General features: G+C 66.9%; 26 protein-coding genes. 25 read left to right on the top strand and 1 reads right to left on the bottom strand.

The window, feature by feature from the left end; all coding sequences use genetic code 11:
- Window positions 1-28 precede the first annotated feature (28 nt).
- Genes AB4079_RS07015 through AB4079_RS07000 form a run of 4 tightly spaced genes read left to right on the top strand, consistent with a single transcriptional unit; the run spans window position 29 to window position 2,905 of the window.
- A complete protein-coding gene (locus AB4079_RS07015) occupies window positions 29-316 on the top strand; it encodes a hypothetical protein (RefSeq protein WP_441786562.1) in 288 nt (95 codons plus the stop codon).
- Window positions 313-1,662 carry a putative T7SS-secreted protein gene (locus tag AB4079_RS07010; RefSeq protein WP_441786561.1) on the top strand — a complete coding sequence of 450 codons (1,350 nt, stop codon included), beginning with the start codon at window positions 313-315 and terminating at the stop codon, window positions 1,660-1,662. Before AB4079_RS07015 ends, AB4079_RS07010 begins: the two co-directional genes overlap by 4 nt.
- Window positions 1,663-1,676: 14 nt before the next feature.
- The gene (locus AB4079_RS07005; RefSeq protein ID WP_441786560.1) at window positions 1,677-2,297 is read left to right on the top strand and encodes a hypothetical protein; all 621 of its coding nucleotides are present in this window, start codon (window positions 1,677-1,679) and stop codon (window positions 2,295-2,297) included.
- Window positions 2,294-2,905 carry a hypothetical protein gene (locus AB4079_RS07000; RefSeq protein ID WP_441786559.1) on the top strand — a complete coding sequence of 204 codons (612 nt, stop codon included), beginning with the start codon at window positions 2,294-2,296 and terminating at the stop codon, window positions 2,903-2,905. Before AB4079_RS07005 ends, AB4079_RS07000 begins: the two co-directional genes overlap by 4 nt.
- On the opposite strand, the gene AB4079_RS06995 is transcribed toward AB4079_RS07000, so the two are convergent.
- The gene (locus AB4079_RS06995) at window positions 2,862-3,620 is read right to left on the bottom strand and encodes a hypothetical protein (protein WP_441786558.1); all 759 of its coding nucleotides are present in this window, start codon (window positions 3,618-3,620) and stop codon (window positions 2,862-2,864) included. The two genes, AB4079_RS07000 and AB4079_RS06995, sit on opposite strands and share 44 nt — an antisense overlap.
- 153 nt (window positions 3,621-3,773) lie before the next feature.
- Between AB4079_RS06995 and AB4079_RS06990 the strand changes: the two genes are divergently transcribed.
- The 21 genes from AB4079_RS06990 to rplE all read left to right on the top strand — a co-directional run bounded on the left by AB4079_RS06990 (window position 3,774) and on the right by rplE (window position 18,477).
- Window positions 3,774-4,070 carry a WXG100 family type VII secretion target gene (locus AB4079_RS06990; protein ID WP_374009678.1) on the top strand — a complete coding sequence of 99 codons (297 nt, stop codon included), beginning with the start codon at window positions 3,774-3,776 and terminating at the stop codon, window positions 4,068-4,070.
- A gap of 99 nt (window positions 4,071-4,169) precedes the next feature.
- A complete protein-coding gene (locus tag AB4079_RS06985; RefSeq protein WP_441786557.1) occupies window positions 4,170-5,216 on the top strand; it encodes a hypothetical protein in 1,047 nt (348 codons plus the stop codon).
- 338 nt (window positions 5,217-5,554) lie between these two features.
- Entirely contained in the window at window positions 5,555-5,929 is a 375-nt protein-coding gene (rpsL, locus tag AB4079_RS06980) for a 30S ribosomal protein S12 (RefSeq protein WP_011186743.1), read from the top strand.
- Window positions 5,929-6,399 (top strand): 30S ribosomal protein S7, encoded by a 471-nt coding sequence (rpsG, locus tag AB4079_RS06975; protein WP_441786556.1) that lies wholly within the window; start codon window positions 5,929-5,931, stop codon window positions 6,397-6,399. The genes rpsL and rpsG overlap by 1 nt, the downstream gene beginning before the upstream one ends.
- Before the next feature lie 97 nt (window positions 6,400-6,496).
- A complete protein-coding gene (gene fusA, locus AB4079_RS06970; RefSeq protein WP_441786555.1) occupies window positions 6,497-8,611 on the top strand; it encodes an elongation factor G in 2,115 nt (704 codons plus the stop codon).
- Between the two features lie 114 nt (window positions 8,612-8,725).
- Complete coding sequence (gene tuf, locus AB4079_RS06965; protein WP_441786554.1) at window positions 8,726-9,919, top strand: elongation factor Tu; 1,194 nt, start codon at window positions 8,726-8,728, stop codon at window positions 9,917-9,919.
- 471 nt (window positions 9,920-10,390) lie between these two features.
- Window positions 10,391-11,380 (top strand): hypothetical protein, encoded by a 990-nt coding sequence (locus AB4079_RS06960; RefSeq protein WP_441786553.1) that lies wholly within the window; start codon window positions 10,391-10,393, stop codon window positions 11,378-11,380.
- A 431-nt stretch (window positions 11,381-11,811) separates the two neighbouring features.
- The gene (rpsJ, locus tag AB4079_RS06955; protein ID WP_018191969.1) at window positions 11,812-12,120 is read left to right on the top strand and encodes a 30S ribosomal protein S10; all 309 of its coding nucleotides are present in this window, start codon (window positions 11,812-11,814) and stop codon (window positions 12,118-12,120) included.
- A gap of 14 nt (window positions 12,121-12,134) precedes the next feature.
- Window positions 12,135-12,794 carry a 50S ribosomal protein L3 gene (gene rplC, locus AB4079_RS06950; RefSeq protein ID WP_441786552.1) on the top strand — a complete coding sequence of 220 codons (660 nt, stop codon included), beginning with the start codon at window positions 12,135-12,137 and terminating at the stop codon, window positions 12,792-12,794.
- Between the two features lie 4 nt (window positions 12,795-12,798).
- A complete protein-coding gene (rplD, locus tag AB4079_RS06945) occupies window positions 12,799-13,449 on the top strand; it encodes a 50S ribosomal protein L4 (RefSeq protein WP_441786551.1) in 651 nt (216 codons plus the stop codon).
- Window positions 13,449-13,748 (top strand): 50S ribosomal protein L23, encoded by a 300-nt coding sequence (gene rplW / locus AB4079_RS06940; protein WP_441786550.1) that lies wholly within the window; start codon window positions 13,449-13,451, stop codon window positions 13,746-13,748. Before rplD ends, rplW begins: the two co-directional genes overlap by 1 nt.
- Before the next feature lie 24 nt (window positions 13,749-13,772).
- A complete protein-coding gene (rplB, locus tag AB4079_RS06935; RefSeq protein ID WP_374009686.1) occupies window positions 13,773-14,612 on the top strand; it encodes a 50S ribosomal protein L2 in 840 nt (279 codons plus the stop codon).
- A gap of 12 nt (window positions 14,613-14,624) precedes the next feature.
- A complete protein-coding gene (gene rpsS, locus AB4079_RS06930) occupies window positions 14,625-14,906 on the top strand; it encodes a 30S ribosomal protein S19 (protein ID WP_441786549.1) in 282 nt (93 codons plus the stop codon).
- Window positions 14,907-14,931: 25 nt separating this feature from the next.
- Window positions 14,932-15,324, top strand: a complete 393-nt coding sequence (gene rplV / locus AB4079_RS06925; RefSeq protein ID WP_441786548.1) for a 50S ribosomal protein L22 — start codon at window positions 14,932-14,934, stop codon at window positions 15,322-15,324.
- The gene (gene rpsC, locus AB4079_RS06920) at window positions 15,324-16,103 is read left to right on the top strand and encodes a 30S ribosomal protein S3 (RefSeq protein WP_441786547.1); all 780 of its coding nucleotides are present in this window, start codon (window positions 15,324-15,326) and stop codon (window positions 16,101-16,103) included. Before rplV ends, rpsC begins: the two co-directional genes overlap by 1 nt.
- Before the next feature lie 2 nt (window positions 16,104-16,105).
- Window positions 16,106-16,525, top strand: a complete 420-nt coding sequence (gene rplP, locus AB4079_RS06915) for a 50S ribosomal protein L16 (RefSeq protein ID WP_426625144.1) — start codon at window positions 16,106-16,108, stop codon at window positions 16,523-16,525.
- Entirely contained in the window at window positions 16,525-16,857 is a 333-nt protein-coding gene (gene rpmC / locus AB4079_RS06910) for a 50S ribosomal protein L29 (RefSeq protein ID WP_441786546.1), read from the top strand. Before rplP ends, rpmC begins: the two co-directional genes overlap by 1 nt.
- Window positions 16,857-17,162 (top strand): 30S ribosomal protein S17, encoded by a 306-nt coding sequence (gene rpsQ, locus AB4079_RS06905; RefSeq protein WP_441786545.1) that lies wholly within the window; start codon window positions 16,857-16,859, stop codon window positions 17,160-17,162. The genes rpmC and rpsQ overlap by 1 nt, the downstream gene beginning before the upstream one ends.
- The gene (gene rplN, locus AB4079_RS06900) at window positions 17,159-17,527 is read left to right on the top strand and encodes a 50S ribosomal protein L14 (RefSeq protein WP_018191958.1); all 369 of its coding nucleotides are present in this window, start codon (window positions 17,159-17,161) and stop codon (window positions 17,525-17,527) included. Before rpsQ ends, rplN begins: the two co-directional genes overlap by 4 nt.
- A gap of 3 nt (window positions 17,528-17,530) precedes the next feature.
- On the top strand, window positions 17,531-17,890 hold the full coding sequence (gene rplX / locus AB4079_RS06895) for a 50S ribosomal protein L24 (protein WP_374009690.1): 360 nt from the start codon (window positions 17,531-17,533) through the stop codon (window positions 17,888-17,890).
- Entirely contained in the window at window positions 17,890-18,477 is a 588-nt protein-coding gene (gene rplE, locus AB4079_RS06890; protein WP_441786544.1) for a 50S ribosomal protein L5, read from the top strand. The genes rplX and rplE overlap by 1 nt, the downstream gene beginning before the upstream one ends.
- The last annotated feature ends 27 nt before the right edge of the window (window positions 18,478-18,504 follow it).

Below are 18,504 nucleotides of genomic sequence, written 5' to 3'. Positions count from 1 at the left end.
GACGTCGTGGACCGACAGGGGAGGAACAGTGTCCGATCTCGTACTCAAGCTGGACGAACTCGTGCAGCTGCGTGACGACCTCGACGCCGTGGTGCGCGAGTTCCAGAACGCCGACGACTTCAGCGACCAGGTCGCCGACGCCACCGGCCACGACGACCTGCACAGCCACGTCCGGGACTTCGCTCACAAGTGGAACGAGAAGCGCAAGGACATGACCGAGAACGTGAAGAACGTGCAGCAGGTCATCGCCGCCGTCGCCGACAACTTCGTGAAGGTGGACGGCGACCTCGCCAAGGCCCTGAAGGAGGACAAGTGAGCGACCACGAGTTCCAGCCGCTGACCGGCGACCCCGGCGTCCTCGAGTCGAAGGCCCGGCACTACCAGGCCATCGGCGAGGCAATCCAGCGCTCGGTCAAGGAGCTGAACAAGATCCACGACGTCGACGGCTACAAATCGCAGGCCGTGTCCAAGCTGCAGGAGATGTCGAAGGACACCGCCGACGACATCGGCAAGGCCAAGGACCGCTACCTGAAGACCGCCGGCGCTCTCATCGCCTACGCCTCCGAGCTCCGCGGCGCGCAGGACGACGCCGAGAAGGCGATCACGCTGATCCAGCAGAAGCAGGGCGACGCCGACGCGGCGCACAAGGCGGCCGCGACGGCACACACCGACGCCCAGAACGCCAAGCCGGAGGACGCCTCCACCGCAGGCAAGAAGGCGGACGGCGCCGACGATGCTGCGCGCCACGCCAACGCCGCGCTTCAGGCGGCGCACCAGGCCTGGTACGACGCACGCGACCGCAAGAACCGCGCCGCCGAGAAGGCGGTCAGCGCGATCGTGGATGTCGTGGACCACCACAACAACGGCCTCAAGAACCCGGGGTTCTGGGACAAGGTCATGGGGGTGATCGAGACCATCGGAGACATCGCAGGCGTGCTGGCGATCTTCCTCGCCTGGGTGCCGATCCTCGGCCAGGTCCTCGCGGTGATCGCGATCGTCGCCTCCATCATCAAGCTCGTGGATGCCGTCGTGAAGTTCGCGAACGGCGAGGGCTCGTTCCTCGACATCCTGGGCGCCGCCGTCACGGTCGTGCTGAGCGTGTTCGGCGGCCGCATCTTCGCGTTCCTCGGCAAGGCGGCCCGGATCAAGTCGCTGGCCCGCGTGCCGCGGCTGGTCGGCGGCGTCCACACCAGCCCGAACGCCATCCTGAAGATGCAGATCGGCAGGCGTCTGATGAGGTCGGCCACGACGAAGCTCTTCCAGAAGCCGGGCAAGGACCTCAACATCTGGAAGGTCGCCGGCGATTCGGGCGCCGCTCAGCGGGAAGCGTACAAGGCTCTCGTCACGAACGGCGCCGACAAGGCGAAGGCGGTGCGCTCGCTGCTCGGCATCGACCAGAACGTGGTGCGGGCGGTCTCGCACGACATCCACGCCCGCGAGTTGAACCCGCTGACCGTGGTCGCGGCATACCACCAGGGCTCGGCCCTGGTCAGCAAGGGGGCCGACCTGGTGAATGTGCCGGGTAAGGTCGATTCGATCGTGAACAAGCTCGACGGCGGCCGCGGCCACACCGACCTTCCGCAGCTCGACGTGGATGTGCAGAAGCGCGTTCTGCAGGGGGCTGACACGTACCTGCCGACCTACAAGAGCAACAACGGCTGAGGAGCGGACCGGATATGACACTGCGCGCCCAGGACATCGTCGACTTCTCGTTCGAGGCGCCGGACGGCTGGTACGACGTGGAACTGCTCGGCGAGCACGGGAGCGACGACTGGCCGGAGCGGCTGGTCGCGACCCTGGACGCCGGCGGGCTCGCCGACGAGCTGGCCGAGCGGCTGCGGGCGCTGCAGCGGGTGCTGCACGCGGAGGACCCGACGGGAGCGACGCGCGCCCGGGTCTACATCCCGGTGCCCGCCGCGGGCGTTCTGAACGCGTTCCAGACGGTCGAACTGCTCCAGCTGGAGACCGACGACACTCCGGAGAGTTACCTCGCGGCCGCCGACGCGGAAGGCGAGCACCGTGAGCCGGGCTACGAGATCCGCGGCTACCGCTCGTGGCGGACCGCCCACGCCACCGGTGAGCTGGTCGGTTTCACGCACCTCACCGCGATCGCCGACGAGGAGGCGGGGGACGCGCTCCTCGAGCAGCGCGTCGTCTTCGCGATCTTCCCGGTCGGTTCGGCGCAGGCGTTCCAGATGATCTTCCGCTCCGCCTTCGTCGGCGGCTTCGCCGACATGGTCGAGGAGACCCAGGAAATCGCCGACTCGCTGCGCGTCAGCCTGGGGGAGTACGCATGAGCGACGCGCGCCTGACGTCGCTGGACGACGAGCTGACGATCGTCTTCCCCGGTACCTGGGTGATGATCCCGCTCCACGACGACGAGGCCGCGGCCCGTCGCATCCGTCGCCTCGTCGCAGAACGCGTCGGTCGCGCCGACCGGTTGGCCCGGGTGCGGCACACCGCGAAGTCCGAGCTGGAACGGCTCGTCGCGCTGGCCAACGACAGCTCCGCGTTCGCCCTGGCCATGTCGCTGGAGATCCTGCCCGGCGTACCCTTCCCCGCCTCGCTCGTGCTGTCGCGGGAGGAATGGCCCACCGCCCCCGCTGCGGAGGAGCAAGCGGATGCGCACCTCGCGCGCTGCTTTCCCGACCACGACGCGCTCGACCTGTCCCTCGGGCCCGCCCGCCGCCGGTCGACGGTCCGGCAGACGACGTACGAGGAGCAGTCGGCGCCGGAGCTGGTGGCCGACTACCGCTTCGTCGCCCCCGGAGGCGAGCGCCTCATCCACGCTCGCGTGAATGCCCCCACGGCGACGGCGCCGGAGCTCTACCTGGAGCTGTTCGACGCGATGATCGACTCGATCACGTTCCGGGCACCGCTCGCGACGCCGGCCGCCGGCCGCTGACCCGCTGCCGGTAGGCCCGTCCCACCAGCACGACCGTCGCAACGACGAGGGCGACGGTGATGACCGTCCAGACGACCACGCCGACGGTGCCCAGCGGCCAGAACAGCCAGCCCGAGACCGCGATCGACGCGAGCCCGTAGGGGATGCCGGCCACCAGGATGCCGCGGCCCGGCCGCCAACCGAGCAGCATCAACTCGGTCCAGAACCGCGTCCACGGCGTGAGCCGGACGGGCAGGAGCGACATCGCGGTCGGTCCGACCGTCGGCGGGCCGATCACGTTCCGCGACCACCCGGTGCTCGACAGCCGTTCGTCGGCGTAGGCCGGGAGCAGACTGCGGCCGACGTAGGTCCAGGAGAGCACCGCCAGCGGGGCGGACGCGAGCGGCAGTGCCACGAAGGCATAACCCAGCAGCGGGACCAGCACGACCACAGCGAACACGAGGAACAGCACCATCGGGACGACGTCACCGCCGGTGAGGAACTCCCGTGAGCTGTAATCCGGGTTGGCGCTCCACAGGCCGAACGGCAGAGCCGCAGGAAGCAGCAGCGTGACCACGCTCAGCGCTGTCCAGACCAGCGCGACCAGCAGGTAGCCGAACGGCCGCAGCACCCGCTCCGCTCCCGAAGGCGGGGTCGAGGCACGGCCGGAGCGCGGCAGCTGCGCACGTGCGGCGGCGGAGTTCGCGTTCGGCTTCATCGGACGGTACGACGGCATGGCTGCCAGGCTATCCCGCTGGGCCTGCGGTGGTGAACCCCGCCGGATGGGGAGTGCTCCCCATTCCGCCCACCGGCCGGCCCTGGTTAGGTGGACGTAGCTGGTCGGCCCCGGGGGTACGGCCTCTTTCGAACCGAAGGGATAAGGACCGTCATGGCCAACATGAATGTCACGTACGGCGAGATGACCGATGCCGCCAACCGCCTCACCGCGGGCAAGGACGACATCACCGCCAAGCTCCACGAGCTGCAGAACCTGGTGAACGGGCTCGTCAACGGCGGCTTCGTCACCGATCAGGCGTCGGGAGCGTTCCACACCTCCTACGAGCAGTTCACCAAGGGCACCACGGAGGCGGTGAACGGCCTCGACGGAATGTCGCAGTTCCTCACCAAGGCCGCAGACGCGCTGCAGAACGTGGACAGCGAGCTCGCCAAGGGCATCGGCGGCTGAGCCGGCCCAGGCAGCACGCGACGAGCGCGGGTACCCCGAACGGGTGCCCGCGCTCGTCGGCGTTCCGCCCCTAGGCTGGCGACTGGTCGAAGGGGGAACATGAGTCTCGAGTCTGCGGGCGCGCCGAAACGCCGGATCCGGGTGCGCTGGTACTGGTGGGCGCTCGCCGCTGTCGCCGTGCTGTGCACCGCGGCGGGCGCGATGCTGTCCGTGGCGACGATCGCCGTGGTGCAGGACATGCCGCGCACGGTGGTCGCCCGGTACCTGGAAGCACTCGTCCACGGGAATGCGCGCGAAGCGATGAAACTGGGCGGCATCACGGCCGGCTCCGGCGACATCCTGCTCAATGACGCGGCGTACAAGGGGGCCAGCGACCGGATCACGTCGTTCACGCTGGGCCGCCCGGTCAGCCGGGGCGGAGTGACGACCGTCGAGGCCACCGTGCAGGAGGGCGATCGCCCCTACAGCCGTACGTTCCGCGTCGAGCGCGCCGGCGGAGTCCCCTGGCTGACGCTCTGGAAACTGGCGCCGGTCACGCCGGAGACCGTCCGCGTCGAGGTGGATGGCCCGGCCGGCCTGACCTACACCGTCGGCGGTGCCGCCGCCCACGACAAGGTGCAGAAGCTGAGCCTGCGGGCCCTCCCGGGCAGCTACCCGGTGAAGGTGACCTCGCCGAGCTCGGAGTTCACCTTCCCCGGAGGTGTCGCCATCTCGCACCCGGTGAATGAGACCGCCGATCCCACCGTCTTCGCGGCGCAGCTGTCGGCGACGGGCGCGACGGATGCGCAGACCGCCGTCGAATCCTGGCTGGACGGCTGCCTCGCGTCGCAGGCCGCGGCGCCCGCCAACTGCCCGTTCCTCGTCACGGAGGACACGGAGAACGGCATCCGCGCGAGCGACTTCCGCTGGACCCTGGACGCCCGCCCGACGGTGACCGTCGAGCAGGTGTGGAGCGACGGCGGCTTCGCCGCACGCGGCGAGGACGGCAGCGTGAAGGCGACGGCGACCCTGACCCGCCTGGCCGACGGAGCCACCGAGCAGGTCAGCACCGAGGACATCCCGTTCGCCTACGCGGGCGTCGTGACCTTCACCGGCAGCGGCGCCGAGTTCCAGCCGAACCTCGGCGACGGGTCGGCGCAGGGCTGATCCCTGCCGTGCAGCGGATTTCGCCGTGCGCGGACAGGGCGCTCACGCGGCCCTCGCCATTTGACCGCAGGGTGTACGGCAGATAGTCTTTATCGGGTGTGCGCTCAGTCGCGCGCTTGACTCATGCCCTCTTGACGGGCAGGGGCCGAGCGGGTCGGCACGTACTCATCCGATGGGCAGGGAGACCGCACGGGATCCCGGCCCCCACGGCATATCGGCCGGCGGACGACGCCTGTCGGCCGATTCCCCCGAGAACCCCCACGCCCGCGCAGCGGGTCGGTGGCTCCTGGGGTAGAAGCAACAACTGTCACCGTGCAGTCCATAAAAGGAGAAGTTCAGTGCCAACCATTCAGCAGTTGGTCCGTAAGGGACGGACGCCGAAGGTCACCAAGACCAAGGCTCCCGCCCTGAAGGCCAACCCGCAGCAGCGCGGCGTGTGCACCCGTGTCTACACCACCACCCCCAAGAAGCCGAACTCGGCGCTCCGCAAGGTCGCCCGCGTGAAGCTGTCGAACGGGACCGAGGTCACCGCTTACATCCCCGGTGAGGGCCACAACCTGCAGGAGCACTCCATGGTGCTCGTCCGCGGCGGTCGTGTGAAGGACCTGCCCGGCGTTCGCTACAAGATCGTCCGTGGCGCGCTCGACACCCAGGCCGTCAAGAACCGCAAGCAGGCTCGCAGCCGTTACGGCGCGAAGATGGAGAAGAAGTAATGCCTCGCAAGGGTCCCGCTCCTAAGCGCCCCGTCGTCGCCGACCCGGTATACGGGTCGCCGGTCGTCAGCCAGCTCGTCAACAAGATCCTCCTCGACGGCAAGAAGGGCCTCGCCGAGCGCATCGTCTACGACGCGCTCGAGGGCGTCGGCACCAAGTCCGGTCAGGACGCGGTCGCCACGCTGAAGAAGGCTCTCGACAACATCCGTCCGACCCTCGAGGTCCGCTCCCGCCGTGTCGGTGGCTCGACCTACCAGGTGCCGGTCGAGGTCAAGCCGCACCGCGCCAACACGCTGGCGCTGCGCTGGCTCACCAGCTACGCCAAGGGTCGTCGCGAGAAGACGATGACCGAGCGTCTCCAGAACGAGATCCTGGACGCGTCCAACGGTCTCGGCGCCGCCGTCAAGCGTCGCGAGGACACGCACAAGATGGCCGAGTCGAACAAGGCCTTCGCGCACTACCGCTGGTAAACCCCAAACGCCGGTAACCCGGCGCCCGTCCGGGCGTTGCACTGACAGTGCCGCGCCCGGACGGCACCCTCACTTTCAATTCTTTCGGAGGAACCCTGTGGCACAGGACGTGCTCACCGACCTGAACAAGGTCCGCAACATCGGCATCATGGCCCACATCGATGCCGGCAAGACCACCACGACCGAGCGCATCCTGTTCTACACGGGCGTCAACCACAAGATCGGCGAGACCCACGACGGCGCCTCGACCACCGACTGGATGGAGCAGGAGAAGGAGCGCGGCATCACCATCACGTCCGCGGCCGTGACCTGCTTCTGGAACAAGAACCAGATCAACATCATCGACACGCCCGGACACGTCGACTTCACCGTCGAGGTGGAGCGTTCGCTCCGCGTGCTCGACGGCGCGGTCGCCGTCTTCGACGCGAAAGAGGGCGTCGAGCCCCAGTCGGAGACCGTGTGGCGCCAGGCCGACAAGTACGTCGTCCCGCGCATCTGCTTCGTCAACAAGATGGACAAGCTGGGCGCCGACTTCTACTTCACCGTCGACACCATCGTCTCCCGCCTCGGTGCCAAGCCGCTGGTGATGCAGCTCCCGATCGGGTCCGAGTCCGACTTCGTCGGCGTCGTCGACCTCGTCGAGATGCGCGCACTGGTCTGGCCCGGCGACGCCAAGGGTGACGTGACCATGGGCGCCAAGTACGAGGTCCAGGAGATCCCCGCCGACCTCCAGGCCAAGGCCGAGGAGTACCGCGCCAAGCTGGTCGAGACGGTCGCCGAGGCCGACGACGCGCTGCTCGAGAAGTACTTCGCCGGCGAGGAGCTCTCCATCGCGGAGATCAAGGCGGGCATCCGCAAGCTCACCGTTAACAACGAGATCTACCCGGTGCTCTGCGGTTCGGCGTTCAAGAACCGCGGCGTTCAGCCGATGCTCGACGCTGTGATCGACTACCTCCCGTCGCCGCTCGACGTGCCCGCCATCGAGGCGCACAACCCGCGCGACGAGGAGCAGGTCATCATGCGTCACGCGGACGCCACCGAGCCGTTCTCGGCGCTGGCGTTCAAGGTCGCGGTGCACCCGTTCTTCGGTCGCCTCACCTACGTGCGCGTCTACTCGGGTCACCTCGACTCCGGTGCCCAGGTCGTCAACTCGACCAAGGGCAAGAAGGAGCGCATCGGCAAGATCTTCCAGATGCACGCCAACAAGGAGATCCCCGTCGACCACGTCACCGCCGGCAACATCTACGCGGTGATCGGCCTCAAGGACACCACCACCGGTGACACCCTGAGCGACCCGGACCACCAGGTCGTGCTCGAGTCGATGACCTTCCCGGAGCCCGTGATCGAGGTCGCCATCGAGCCGAAGACCAAGGCCGACCAGGAGAAGCTGGGCACCGCGATCCAGAAGCTGGCCGAAGAGGACCCGACGTTCCGCACCGAGCAGAACCAGGAGACCGGCCAGACCGTCATCAAGGGCATGGGCGAGCTCCACCTCGACATCCTCGTCGACCGGATGAAGCGCGAATTCAACGTCGAGGCCAACGTGGGCAAGCCCCAGGTCGCGTACCGCGAGACGCTGCGCCGCACGGTCGAGAAGTACGACTACACCCACAAGAAGCAGACCGGTGGATCCGGTCAGTTCGCGAAGGTGCAGATCAGCCTGGAGCCGATCGAGGTCACCCCGGAGACCTCGTACGAGTTCGTGAACGCCGTTTCCGGCGGTCGCGTCCCGCGCGAGTACATCCCCTCGGTGGATGCGGGAATCCAGGACGCGATGCAGGTCGGCGTGCTCGCCGGCTTCCCGACGGTGGGCGTCAAGGCGACGCTCCTCGACGGTGCAGCGCACGACGTCGACTCCTCGGAGATGGCGTTCAAGATCGCCGGCTCGATGGCCTACAAAGAGGCCGCTCGGAAGGCGAACCCGGTGCTCCTCGAGCCGCTCATGGCGGTCGAGGTGCGCACGCCGGAGGAGTACATGGGCGACGTCATCGGCGACCTGAACTCGCGCCGTGGACAGATCCAGTCCATGGAGGACGCGAGCGGCGTCAAGGTCGTTCGCGCGAACGTCCCGCTGTCCGAAATGTTCGGCTACATCGGCGACCTGCGGTCCAAGACCTCGGGCCGTGCGGTGTACTCGATGCAGTTCGACAGCTACGCGGAGGTCCCGAAGGCTGTCGCCGACGAGATCGTCCAGAAGAGCAAGGGCGAGTGACCTCGGTCGCTGCTCCCAGGCAACATCCCGTAACATAAGAAACCAATCCCGCAGCTCCACCGGTCGAAATCCATCGACCGGTGGCCCTGCACGAGAGTCCTGAGGAGGACCACAGTGGCTAAGGCCAAGTTCGAGCGCACTAAGCCGCACGTGAACATCGGAACCATCGGTCACGTCGACCACGGCAAGACGACGCTCACCGCGGCGATCTCCAAGGTGCTTGCTGACAAGTACCCGTCGGCGACCAACGTTCAGCGCGACTTCGCGTCGATCGACTCGGCTCCGGAAGAGCGTCAGCGTGGTATCACGATCAACATCTCCCACGTCGAGTACGAGACGCCGAAGCGCCACTACGCGCACGTCGACGCCCCTGGTCACGCCGACTACATCAAGAACATGATCACCGGTGCCGCCCAGATGGACGGCGCGATCCTCGTGGTCGCCGCCACCGACGGCCCGATGGCTCAGACCCGTGAGCACGTTCTGCTCGCCAAGCAGGTCGGCGTTCCGTACCTGCTCGTCGCGCTGAACAAGTCCGACATGGTCGACGACGAGGAGATCCTGGAGCTCGTCGAGCTCGAGGTCCGCGAGCTGCTCGCCAGCCAGGACTTCGACGGCGACAACGCCCCGGTGATCCGCGTCTCCGGCCTCAAGGCTCTCGAGGGCGACGAGAAGTGGACCCAGTCCATCCTCGACCTCATGGAGGCCGTCGACGAGTCCATCCCGGACCCGGTCCGCGACAAGGACAAGCCGTTCCTGATGCCGATCGAGGACGTCTTCACGATCACCGGTCGTGGCACCGTCGTCACCGGCCGCGCCGAGCGCGGAACCCTCGCCATCAACTCCGAGGTCGAGATCGTCGGCATCCGCCCGACTCAGAAGACCACGGTCACCGGTATCGAGATGTTCCACAAGCAGCTCGACGAGGCGTGGGCCGGCGAGAACTGTGGTCTGCTCCTCCGCGGCACCAAGCGCGAGGACGTGGAGCGCGGCCAGGTCGTCGCGAAGCCGGGTTCTGTGACCCCTCACACCAACTTCGAGGGCACCGCCTACATCCTGTCCAAGGATGAGGGTGGACGTCACAACCCCTTCTACACGAACTACCGTCCGCAGTTCTACTTCCGCACCACCGACGTCACCGGCGTCATCTCGCTGCCCGAGGGCACCGAGATGGTCATGCCCGGCGACACCACCGACATGTCGGTCGAGCTGATCCAGCCGATCGCCATGGAGGAGGGCCTCGGCTTCGCCATCCGTGAGGGTGGCCGCACCGTGGGCGCCGGTACCGTCACGAAGATCAGCAAGTAAGTCCTTCGCGACCTCGCTTGTGAGAGGGTCGGGCCTTCGGGCCCGGCCCTCTTTCGCGTTCCTGGCTTTCCGCTGGACAGGGGTTTACCTCAGGCCGTCCGCGCTGCACAATTGACGCACCGTTTCAACCGGGACGGTTCCCGTCGTTGAGAGGAGCGCCTATGGATACCCACGGCCTCGCAAACCAGCCCACACCGCTGACAGGTTCTCGCAACGGAAGTTCCGGGGCCGCATAGCGGTCGTGAAGATTCAGCTGAGTGGCGGCGCGAGGCGCCACTCGAGCGGGGCCGGCAACGCCGGCCCCGCTCCTGCGTTCCCGCCCCCGTTCGTCGCATCCGCCACTGCGCGCCCAGGCGCACACGTTCCGAACCGCCGCACTTGGAAGCGTCCACAGCGGCGCGGTGGAGGCACCTCTCCACAGTTGAGGCGGATCGCGCGCGACAGAGCCGGGCGGCGAGCTAGACCGGAGGCATGACAGTCGGCCCCCGCTATCCCGAACTCATGCTCGTAAGAAACCTTCGTGACCGCTCGGAGACCCGACAGCAGCACGGCCGCGCAGCCCAGCGCGGGACTGAGGTACGGGTCGCCCGCGGCGTCTACGTCGAACGATCCGCGTGGGAGGCGCTCGACGATCGCGAGCGCTATCTTCTGCGCATCCGTGCTATCGCATTGACGCGGCAGCAACCGCCGATCTTCTCCCACTGGTCAGCAGCCGCGATGCACGCACTGCCGATCGTCGGGACACGACCCGACGCGATCCACGTCTCGGTCGGCCGAACGAGCGGCGGACGCTCCTCAGCGAACGTGGTCGCGCACTCTCTCGATGTCGCGGCCGAGGACCTCAAGGAGCGGGACGGTCTGCTCTGCACGTCGCTCGAGCGGACCGTTGTCGATCTGGCCGCGGTAGCCCCGACAGGCGCAGCCGTCGCCATGGCCGATCACGCACTGCGCGAGCGGTTCGGGCGCTTCGCCGACCCGCGCTACGAAGGCAAGAGGGATGCGCTCAGAGCCGCCTGGCAGCGTGCTCAGCCGATGCGCGGGCATCGCCGCTCTCTGGACGTCATCGACTTCGCGGATGGGCGCGCCGAGTCGCCGTTGGAGTCGGTGAGTCGGGTGGCCATGCACGCTGCGGGGCTTCCACGGCCCGAACTCCAGACCCCGCTTAAGGATGCGGCAGGGCTGATCGGATACGTCGACTTCGCATGGCCGGCGTTCGGCCTCGTGGGCGAGGCCGATGGCGACGCGAAGTATCTGGACCCGGCCCTCCGAGGTGGACGGTCGGCCGAGCAGGTCGTCCTGGACGAGAAGGTCCGGGAGGACCGCTTGCGCGCCCTCGGCCTGTGCGTGGTCCGCTGGCGCTGGGCCACCGCGACCGCGCCTCATGCCCTTGCGAACGCCCTCGCAGCGGCTGGCCTCCCACGCGACCAGGCCAGGTCTTGGGACGAGTGCGCCCCTCGGTAGCGTGTGCGGACGGGCGCGCAGTTGCAGACGAGACAAACGGCAGCATGCAGCGCGACGCGCCGGTGCGACACGCCCGGGTTGCAGCATTGGCCGCGATCTGGCAAACTTGTCTAGTTCAACATTTCGGAACGTGCGTGCAGGTGCGCGTGCGAACCGGATCACTGCCAGGCAGTGCATAGCCCACCGCGAGAGTCGCCCAGCGATCCGCGGACGAGGTTAGGCCGCAGGCAGCAGGACACGCTCAATCCGACAACCTCAGAGGCCTGGGGATATCCCTGTGCCTCTGAAGGCCCTTGGCCTTCACGAGTAGCTCGGTGGAGTTGACAGAAGAATAGTGGCGTTCCCCACGCGTACGTCGCACCGCGTCCAATGCGAAGAACGACTCGAAAGAGCCGTCTCGTACGACGCCATAACCAGAGAGAGAGTCAGACATGGCGGGACAGAAGATCCGCATCCGGCTTAAGTCGTATGACCACGAGGTCATCGACACCTCGGCGCGCAAGATCGTCGACACGGTGACCCGTGCAGGCGCAACCGTCGTCGGCCCGGTGCCGCTTCCCACCGAGAAGAACGTGGTGGTCGTCATCCGTTCGCCCCACAAGTACAAGGACAGCCGTGAGCACTTCGAGATGCGCACGCACAAGCGGCTGATCGACATCATCGACCCGACGCCGAAGGCCGTCGACTCGCTCATGCGTCTCGACCTGCCCGCCGACGTCAACATCGAGATCAAGCTCTAAGGGGGAGTGCCACCATGTCCAACATCGAGACCAAGACTTCGCGCGGCCTCCTCGGCAAGAAGCTCGGCATGACCCAGGTCTGGGACGAGAACAACAAGCTCATCCCCGTGACCGTCATCGAGATCACGCCGAACGTCGTGACCCAGGTCCGCACCCCCGAGGCCGACGGCTACAACGCCGTCCAGATCGCCTACGGCCAGATCGACCCCCGCAAGGTCAGCAAGCCGTCCGCCGGTCACTTCGACAAGGCGGGCGTCACGCCGCGCCGTCACCTCACCGAGGTCCGCACCGCCGACGCCGCCGAGTACGCGGCCGGCCAGGAGCTCACCGTCGAGGGCACGTTCGAGGCCGGCCAGCTGGTCGACGTCGTCGGCACCTCGAAGGGTAAGGGCTTCGCCGGTGTGATGAAGCGCCACAACTTCCAGGGTGTCTCCGCCTCGCACGGTGCGCACCGCAACCACCGCAAGCCGGGTTCCATCGGCGCCTCCTCGACCCCGAGCCGTGTCTTCAAGGGCATGCGCATGGCCGGTCGTATGGGTGGCGAGCGCGTCACCGTCCTGAACCTCAAGGTCCAGGCCGTCGACGCCGAGAAGGGCCTGCTGCTGGTCAAGGGAGCCGTTCCCGGCGCTCGTGGCCGCATCGTTTTCGTCCGCAACGCAGTGAAGGGGGCCTAGGTTCATGGCTACCTCGATTGACGTCGTCGACCTCAAGGGCAAGAAGGCCGGCTCTGTCGAGCTTCCCGAGGCCCTGTTCGACGTTCAGACCAACATCCCGCTGATCCACCAGGTCGTCACCGCCCAGCTCGCCGCAGCGCGCCAGGGCACGCACAAGACGAAGAACCGTGGCGAGGTCTCCGGCGCCGGCCGCAAGCCGTTCAAGCAGAAGGGCACCGGCCGCGCTCGTCAGGGCTCGATCCGCGCTCCTCAGATGACCGGTGGTGGCATCGTCCACGGCCCGACGCCGCGCAGCTACGCGCAGCGCACCCCGAAGAAGATGATCGCCGCTGCTCTGCTCGGCGCGCTCTCGGATCGCGCACGTGGAAGCCGCCTGCACGCCGTCCAGACGTTCACCGCGGGCGACGCGCCCTCGACCAAGGCCGTCGTCGACCTGCTCAGCGGCATCGCCACCTCGAAGCACGTCCTCATCGTGCTCGAGCGCGACGACGCGCTGGCCTTCAAGAGCGTCCGTAACGTGCCGACCGTGCACGTGCTGACCTACGACCAGCTGAACGCGTACGACGTGCTCGTGAGCGACGACATCGTCTTCTCGCAGGCCGCCCTCGAGGCGTTCATCGCAAGCAAGAGCAACAAGGAAGAGGTGAACGCGTAATGGCCACAGTCAACAAGGACCCGCGCGACGTCATCATCGCCCCGGTCGTCTCCGAGAAGAGCTACGGCCTGATCGATGAGGGCAAGTACACCTTCGTGGTCGACCCGCGTTCGAACAAGACCGAGATCAAGCTCGCGATCGAGTCGATCTTCAAGGTCGAGGTCGCGTCGGTGAACACGTTGAACCGTCAGGGCAAGACGCGCCGGACCAAGTTCGGTCAGGGCAAGCGCAAGGACACCAAGCGCGCCATCGTCACCCTGAAGTCCGGTTCCATCGACATCTTCACGGCCGTCGGCTGAGCGAAGGACTAGAGGAAAACAGACATGGCAATTCGTAACTACAAGCCCACGACCCCCGGTCGTCGCGGTTCCTCGGTCGCCGACTTCGCCGAGATCACGCGCTCGACGCCGGAGAAGTCCCTTCTCCGTCCGCTGTCGAAGACCGGTGGCCGCAACAACCAGGGCCGCATCACGACCCGTCACATCGGTGGTGGCCACAAGCGCCAGTACCGCGTCATCGACTTCCGTCGCAATGACAAGGACGGCGTGAACGCCAAGGTCGCTCACATCGAGTACGACCCCAACCGCACCGCGCGCATCGCGCTCCTGCACTTCGTCGACGGCACCAAGCGCTACATCCTGGCGCCGGCCGGCCTCAAGCAGGGCGACGTCGTCGAGTCGGGCGCTGGTTCGGACATCAAGCCGGGCAACAACCTGCCGCTGCGCAACATCCCGACCGGTACCGTCGTGCACGCGATCGAGCTGAAGCCGGGCGGTGGCGCGAAGATCGCCCGTTCGGCCGGTTCGTCCGTCCGACTCGTCGCGAAGGACGGCCCCTACGCCCAGCTGCGCCTCCCCTCCGGCGAGGTCCGCAACGTCGACGCGCGCTGCCGCGCGACGATCGGCGAGGTCGGCAACGCCGAGCAGTCGAACATCAACTGGGGCAAGGCCGGCCGCATGCGCTGGAAGGGCGTCCGCCCGACCGTCCGTGGTGTCGCGATGAACCCGATCGACCACCCGCACGGTGGTGGTGAGGGCAAGACCTCCGGTGGTCGCCACCCGGTCAGCCCGTGGGGTCAGAAAGAAGGCCGTACGCGCCACCCCAACAAGGAAAGCGACAAGCTCATCGTCCGCCGCCGTAACGCCGGCAAGAAGCGCAAGTAGGAGTTCGAGAAGATGCCACGCAGTCTCAAGAAGGGCCCCTTCGTCGACGAGCACCTGTTTCGCAAGGTGGTCGCCGCGAACGAGGCCAACAGCAAGAACGTGATCAAGACCTGGTCGCGCCGCTCGATGATCGTCCCGGACATGCTGGGTCACACCATCGCGGTGCACGACGGTCGCAAGCACATCCCGGTGTTCGTCACCGAGACCATGGTCGGCCACAAGCTCGGCGAGTTCGCGCCGACCCGCACCTTCCGTGGACACGTGAAGGACGACAAGAAGGGTCGCCGCCGCTGACCGCGGTGGCGTAAGGAGGAGAGAAATGGTGGAGTCGATCGCCCGCGTGCGACACATCCGCGTTACCCCCATGAAGGCCCGCCGCGTCGTCAATCTGATCCGCGGCAAGCAGGCCCAGGAGGCCCTGGCCATCCTGAAGTTCGCCCCGCAGAGTGCAAGCGAGCCGGTCTACAAGCTCGTCGCTTCGGCTATCGCCAACGCACGGGTCAAGGCCGACAAGAGCAACACCTACCTGGACGAGCAGGACCTGTACGTGAGCAGTGCCTTCGTGGATGAGGGGACCACCCTGAAGCGGTTCCAGCCGCGTGCGCAGGGCCGGGCCTTCCGCATCAACAAGCGCACCAGCCACATCACGATCGTCCTCGCGACGCCGGATGAGGTCCAGGACGCCAAGGCAGCAAAGAAGGCGAGCAAGTAATGGGCCAGAAAGTCAACCCGTACGGCTTCCGTCTGGGCATCACCACCGACCACGTGTCGCGTTGGTTCTCGGACAGCACCAAGCCGGGCCAGCGGTACAGCGACTACCTCGCTGAGGACGTCAAGATCCGCACCCTGCTGAAGACGTCGCTCGACCGTGCGGGCGTGTCCCGCATCGAGATCGAGCGCACCCGTGACCGCGTCCGCGTCGACATCCACACCGCCCGTCCGGGCATCGTGATCGGTCGTCGTGGCGCCGAGGCCGAGCGCATCCGCTCCGACCTCGAGAAGCTCTCGGGCAAGCAGATCCAGCTGAACATCCTCGAGGTCAAGAACCCCGAGGCCGACGCTCAGCTCGTCGCGCAGGGCATCGCCGAGCAGCTCGCTGCCCGTGTGGCGTTCCGCCGCGCGATGCGCAAGGGCCTGCAGGGCGCTCAGCGCGCCGGCGCCAAGGGTGTCCGCATCCAGGTGTCGGGCCGTCTCGGCGGCGCCGAGATGAGCCGCTCGGAGTTCTACCGCGAGGGTCGTGTGCCGCTGCACACGCTCCGCGCCAACATCGACTACGGCTTCTACGAGGCCAAGACCACCTTCGGTCGCATCGGTGTGAAGGTGTGGATCTACAAGGGCGACATCACGAACAAGGAGCTTGCTCGCGAGCAGGCCAACCAGAAGCCGTCGCGTGAGCGCAACGACCGCGACCGCGACCGTCCGCGTCGCGGTGGCCGGGGCAACGCTCCCGAAACCTCGAGCGCGCCGGCCGCAGCAGGAGTTGAGGCATAACCATGTTGATCCCACGCAGAGTCAAGCACCGCAAGCAGCACCACCCTGGCCGTACCGGCCAGGCGACCGGTGGCACGAAGGTCTCCTTCGGTGAGTTCGGCATCCAGGCCTTGACCCCCGCTTATGTGACCAACCGTCAGATCGAGTCCGCTCGTATCGCCATGACGCGTCACATCAAGCGTGGCGGCAAGGTGTGGATCAACATCTACCCCGACCGTCCGCTCACGAAGAAGCCGGCCGAAACCCGCATGGGTTCCGGTAAGGGTTCGCCGGAGTGGTGGGTCGCGAACGTCAAGCCGGGCCGGGTCCTCTTCGAGGTCTCCGGTGTCTCCGAGGAACTCGCTCGTGAGGCTATGACCCGTGCAATCCACAAGCTGCCCCTCAAGGCACGCATCATCAAGCGCGAGGAGGGCGACGCATAATGGCGATCGGTTCCAAGGAGCTTGCCTCGAGCGAGCTCGACACTTTCGAAGACGAGCGTCTCGTCGACGAGCTGAAGAAGGCCAAGGAAGAGCTGTTCAATCTGCGCTTCCAGTCGGCGACCGGCCAGCTCGAGAGCCACGGCCGCCTGCGCGCCGTGAAGCGTGACATCGCTCGCATCTACACCGTGATCCGTGAGCGCGAGCTCGGGATCCGGGCGACTCCGGCTCCGGCCGAGGCCACGCCCGCCAAGGAGAAGAAGACCCGCGCGAAGAAGGCGGCCCCGGCCGCCGAGACCGCAGAGGTCGACACCACAGATGAGGAGGCCAAGTAATGGCTGAGACCACCAAGGCCGCGGCCGCGGAGTCGACGGCCGACGAGGCCATCGTCCGCGGGTACCGCAAGGCCCGCCGCGGCTACGTCACCAGCGACAAGATGGACAAGACCATCGTCGTCGAGGTCGAAGACCGCGTGAAGCACCCCCTGTACGGCAAGGTCCTCCGCCGCACCTCCAAGGTGAAGGCGCACGACGAGAACAACGCTGCCGGCATCGGCGACCTCGTTCTCATCAGCGAGACCCGTCCGCTCAGCGCCAGCAAGCGCTGGCGCCTGGTTGAGATTCTGGAGAAGGCCAAGTGATTCAGCAGGAATCCCGACTCAAGGTCGCCGACAACACCGGCGCCAAGGAGCTCCTGGCGATCCGCGTTCTCGGTGGCTCCAGCCGTCGCTACGCCGGCCTGGGTGACGTCATCGTCGCCACGGTCAAGGACGCGATCCCCGGTGGAAACGTCAAGAAGGGCGACGTCGTCAAGGCGGTCGTCGTGCGTGTTCGCAAGAACACCCGCCGTCCGGACGGTTCCTACATCAAGTTCGACGAGAACGCTGCGGTCATCCTGAAGAACGACGGTGACCCCCGCGGCACCCGCATCTTCGGACCGGTCGGCCGCGAGCTCCGCGACAAGAAGTTCATGAAGATCATCTCGCTCGCACCGGAGGTGCTGTAAGCCATGGCGAACATCAAGAAGGGCGACCTGGTCCAGGTCATCTCGGGCCGCTCGCAGGCCCGCGGTGGTGACCGTGGCAAGCAGGGTCGCGTCATCGAGGTTCTCGTCGAGCAGAACCGCGTCATCGTCGAGGGCGTCAACTTCGTGACCAAGCACGTGCGCGTCGGCCAGACGCAGCGTGGCACGAAGACCGGCGGCATCGAGACCCACGAGGCGTCGATCCACGTCTCGAACGTGGCGCTGGTCGACCCCGAGACCAAGAAGCCGACTCGCGTCGGTTTCCGCGAAGAGAGCGTTACGAAGGACGGCGTCACCAAGACGGTCCGCGTTCGCTACGCCAAGAAGTCTGGTAAGGACCTGTAATGACCGACACTGCAGTGGAGTCTGGCAAAATCCAGCCCCGCCTCAAGCAGAAGTACAAGAACGAGATCTCCCAGCAGATCCAGAGCGACTTCGGTTTCACCAACGTGCACCAGGTGCCCGGTCTGGTGAAGATCGTCGTCAACATGGGTGTCGGCGAGGCGGCTCGTGACGGCAAGGTGATCGATGGTGCGGTCAACGACCTCACCCTGATCACCGGCCAGAAGCCGCAGGTCACGAAGGCTCGCAAGTCCATCGCGCAGTTCAAGCTGCGCGAGGGCCAGCCGATCGGTGCGCACGTCACGCTGCGCGGCGACCGGATGTGGGAGTTCCTCGACCGCCTGCTCTCGCTCGCGCTTCCCCGTATCCGCGACTTCCGCGGCCTCTCGGACAAGCAGTTCGACGGCAACGGCAACTACACGTTCGGTCTCACGGAGCAGTCGATGTTCCACGAGATCAACCAGGACCGCATCGACCGCGTCCGCGGCATGGACATCACTGTGGTGACCACTGCAAAGAACGACGACGAGGGCCGCGCGTTGCTCAAGCAGCTCGGGTTCCCCTTCCGTTCCACCGACGCGGCCAACTAGGTCCACCTGCGGGCCGGCCGCCTTGGC

This window comes from Leifsonia sp. 2MCAF36 (assembly GCF_052115525.1).
Taxonomy (GTDB): domain Bacteria; phylum Actinomycetota; class Actinomycetes; order Actinomycetales; family Microbacteriaceae; genus Leifsonia.
The sequence above is the reverse complement of the archived record's forward strand: the minus strand, read 5'-3'. Positions and strand labels throughout refer to the sequence as shown.

Bases quoted from the DNA above. Each gene is read 5' to 3' on its own strand.
- AB4079_RS07005 (WP_441786560.1), top strand. From the start codon at position 1,677: ATGACACTGCGCGCCCAGGACATCGTCGACTTCTCGTTCGAGGCGCCG.
- AB4079_RS07000 (WP_441786559.1), top strand. From the start codon at position 2,294: ATGAGCGACGCGCGCCTGACGTCGCTGGACGACGAGCTGACGATCGTC.
- AB4079_RS06995 (WP_441786558.1), bottom strand. From the start codon at position 3,620: ATGCCGTCGTACCGTCCGATGAAGCCGAACGCGAACTCCGCCGCCGCA.
- AB4079_RS06990 (WP_374009678.1), top strand. From the start codon at position 3,774: ATGGCCAACATGAATGTCACGTACGGCGAGATGACCGATGCCGCCAAC.
- AB4079_RS06985 (WP_441786557.1), top strand. From the start codon at position 4,170: ATGAGTCTCGAGTCTGCGGGCGCGCCGAAACGCCGGATCCGGGTGCGC.
- rpsG (WP_441786556.1), top strand. From the start codon at position 5,929: ATGCCTCGCAAGGGTCCCGCTCCTAAGCGCCCCGTCGTCGCCGACCCG.
- AB4079_RS06960 (WP_441786553.1), top strand. From the start codon at position 10,391: ATGACAGTCGGCCCCCGCTATCCCGAACTCATGCTCGTAAGAAACCTT.
- rpsJ (WP_018191969.1), top strand. From the start codon at position 11,812: ATGGCGGGACAGAAGATCCGCATCCGGCTTAAGTCGTATGACCACGAG.
- rplC (WP_441786552.1), top strand. From the start codon at position 12,135: ATGTCCAACATCGAGACCAAGACTTCGCGCGGCCTCCTCGGCAAGAAG.
- rplD (WP_441786551.1), top strand. From the start codon at position 12,799: ATGGCTACCTCGATTGACGTCGTCGACCTCAAGGGCAAGAAGGCCGGC.
- rplW (WP_441786550.1), top strand. From the start codon at position 13,449: ATGGCCACAGTCAACAAGGACCCGCGCGACGTCATCATCGCCCCGGTC.
- rplB (WP_374009686.1), top strand. From the start codon at position 13,773: ATGGCAATTCGTAACTACAAGCCCACGACCCCCGGTCGTCGCGGTTCC.
- rpsS (WP_441786549.1), top strand. From the start codon at position 14,625: ATGCCACGCAGTCTCAAGAAGGGCCCCTTCGTCGACGAGCACCTGTTT.
- rplV (WP_441786548.1), top strand. From the start codon at position 14,932: ATGGTGGAGTCGATCGCCCGCGTGCGACACATCCGCGTTACCCCCATG.
- rpsC (WP_441786547.1), top strand. From the start codon at position 15,324: ATGGGCCAGAAAGTCAACCCGTACGGCTTCCGTCTGGGCATCACCACC.
- rplP (WP_426625144.1), top strand. From the start codon at position 16,106: ATGTTGATCCCACGCAGAGTCAAGCACCGCAAGCAGCACCACCCTGGC.
- rpmC (WP_441786546.1), top strand. From the start codon at position 16,525: ATGGCGATCGGTTCCAAGGAGCTTGCCTCGAGCGAGCTCGACACTTTC.
- rpsQ (WP_441786545.1), top strand. From the start codon at position 16,857: ATGGCTGAGACCACCAAGGCCGCGGCCGCGGAGTCGACGGCCGACGAG.
- rplX (WP_374009690.1), top strand. From the start codon at position 17,531: ATGGCGAACATCAAGAAGGGCGACCTGGTCCAGGTCATCTCGGGCCGC.
- rplE (WP_441786544.1), top strand. From the start codon at position 17,890: ATGACCGACACTGCAGTGGAGTCTGGCAAAATCCAGCCCCGCCTCAAG.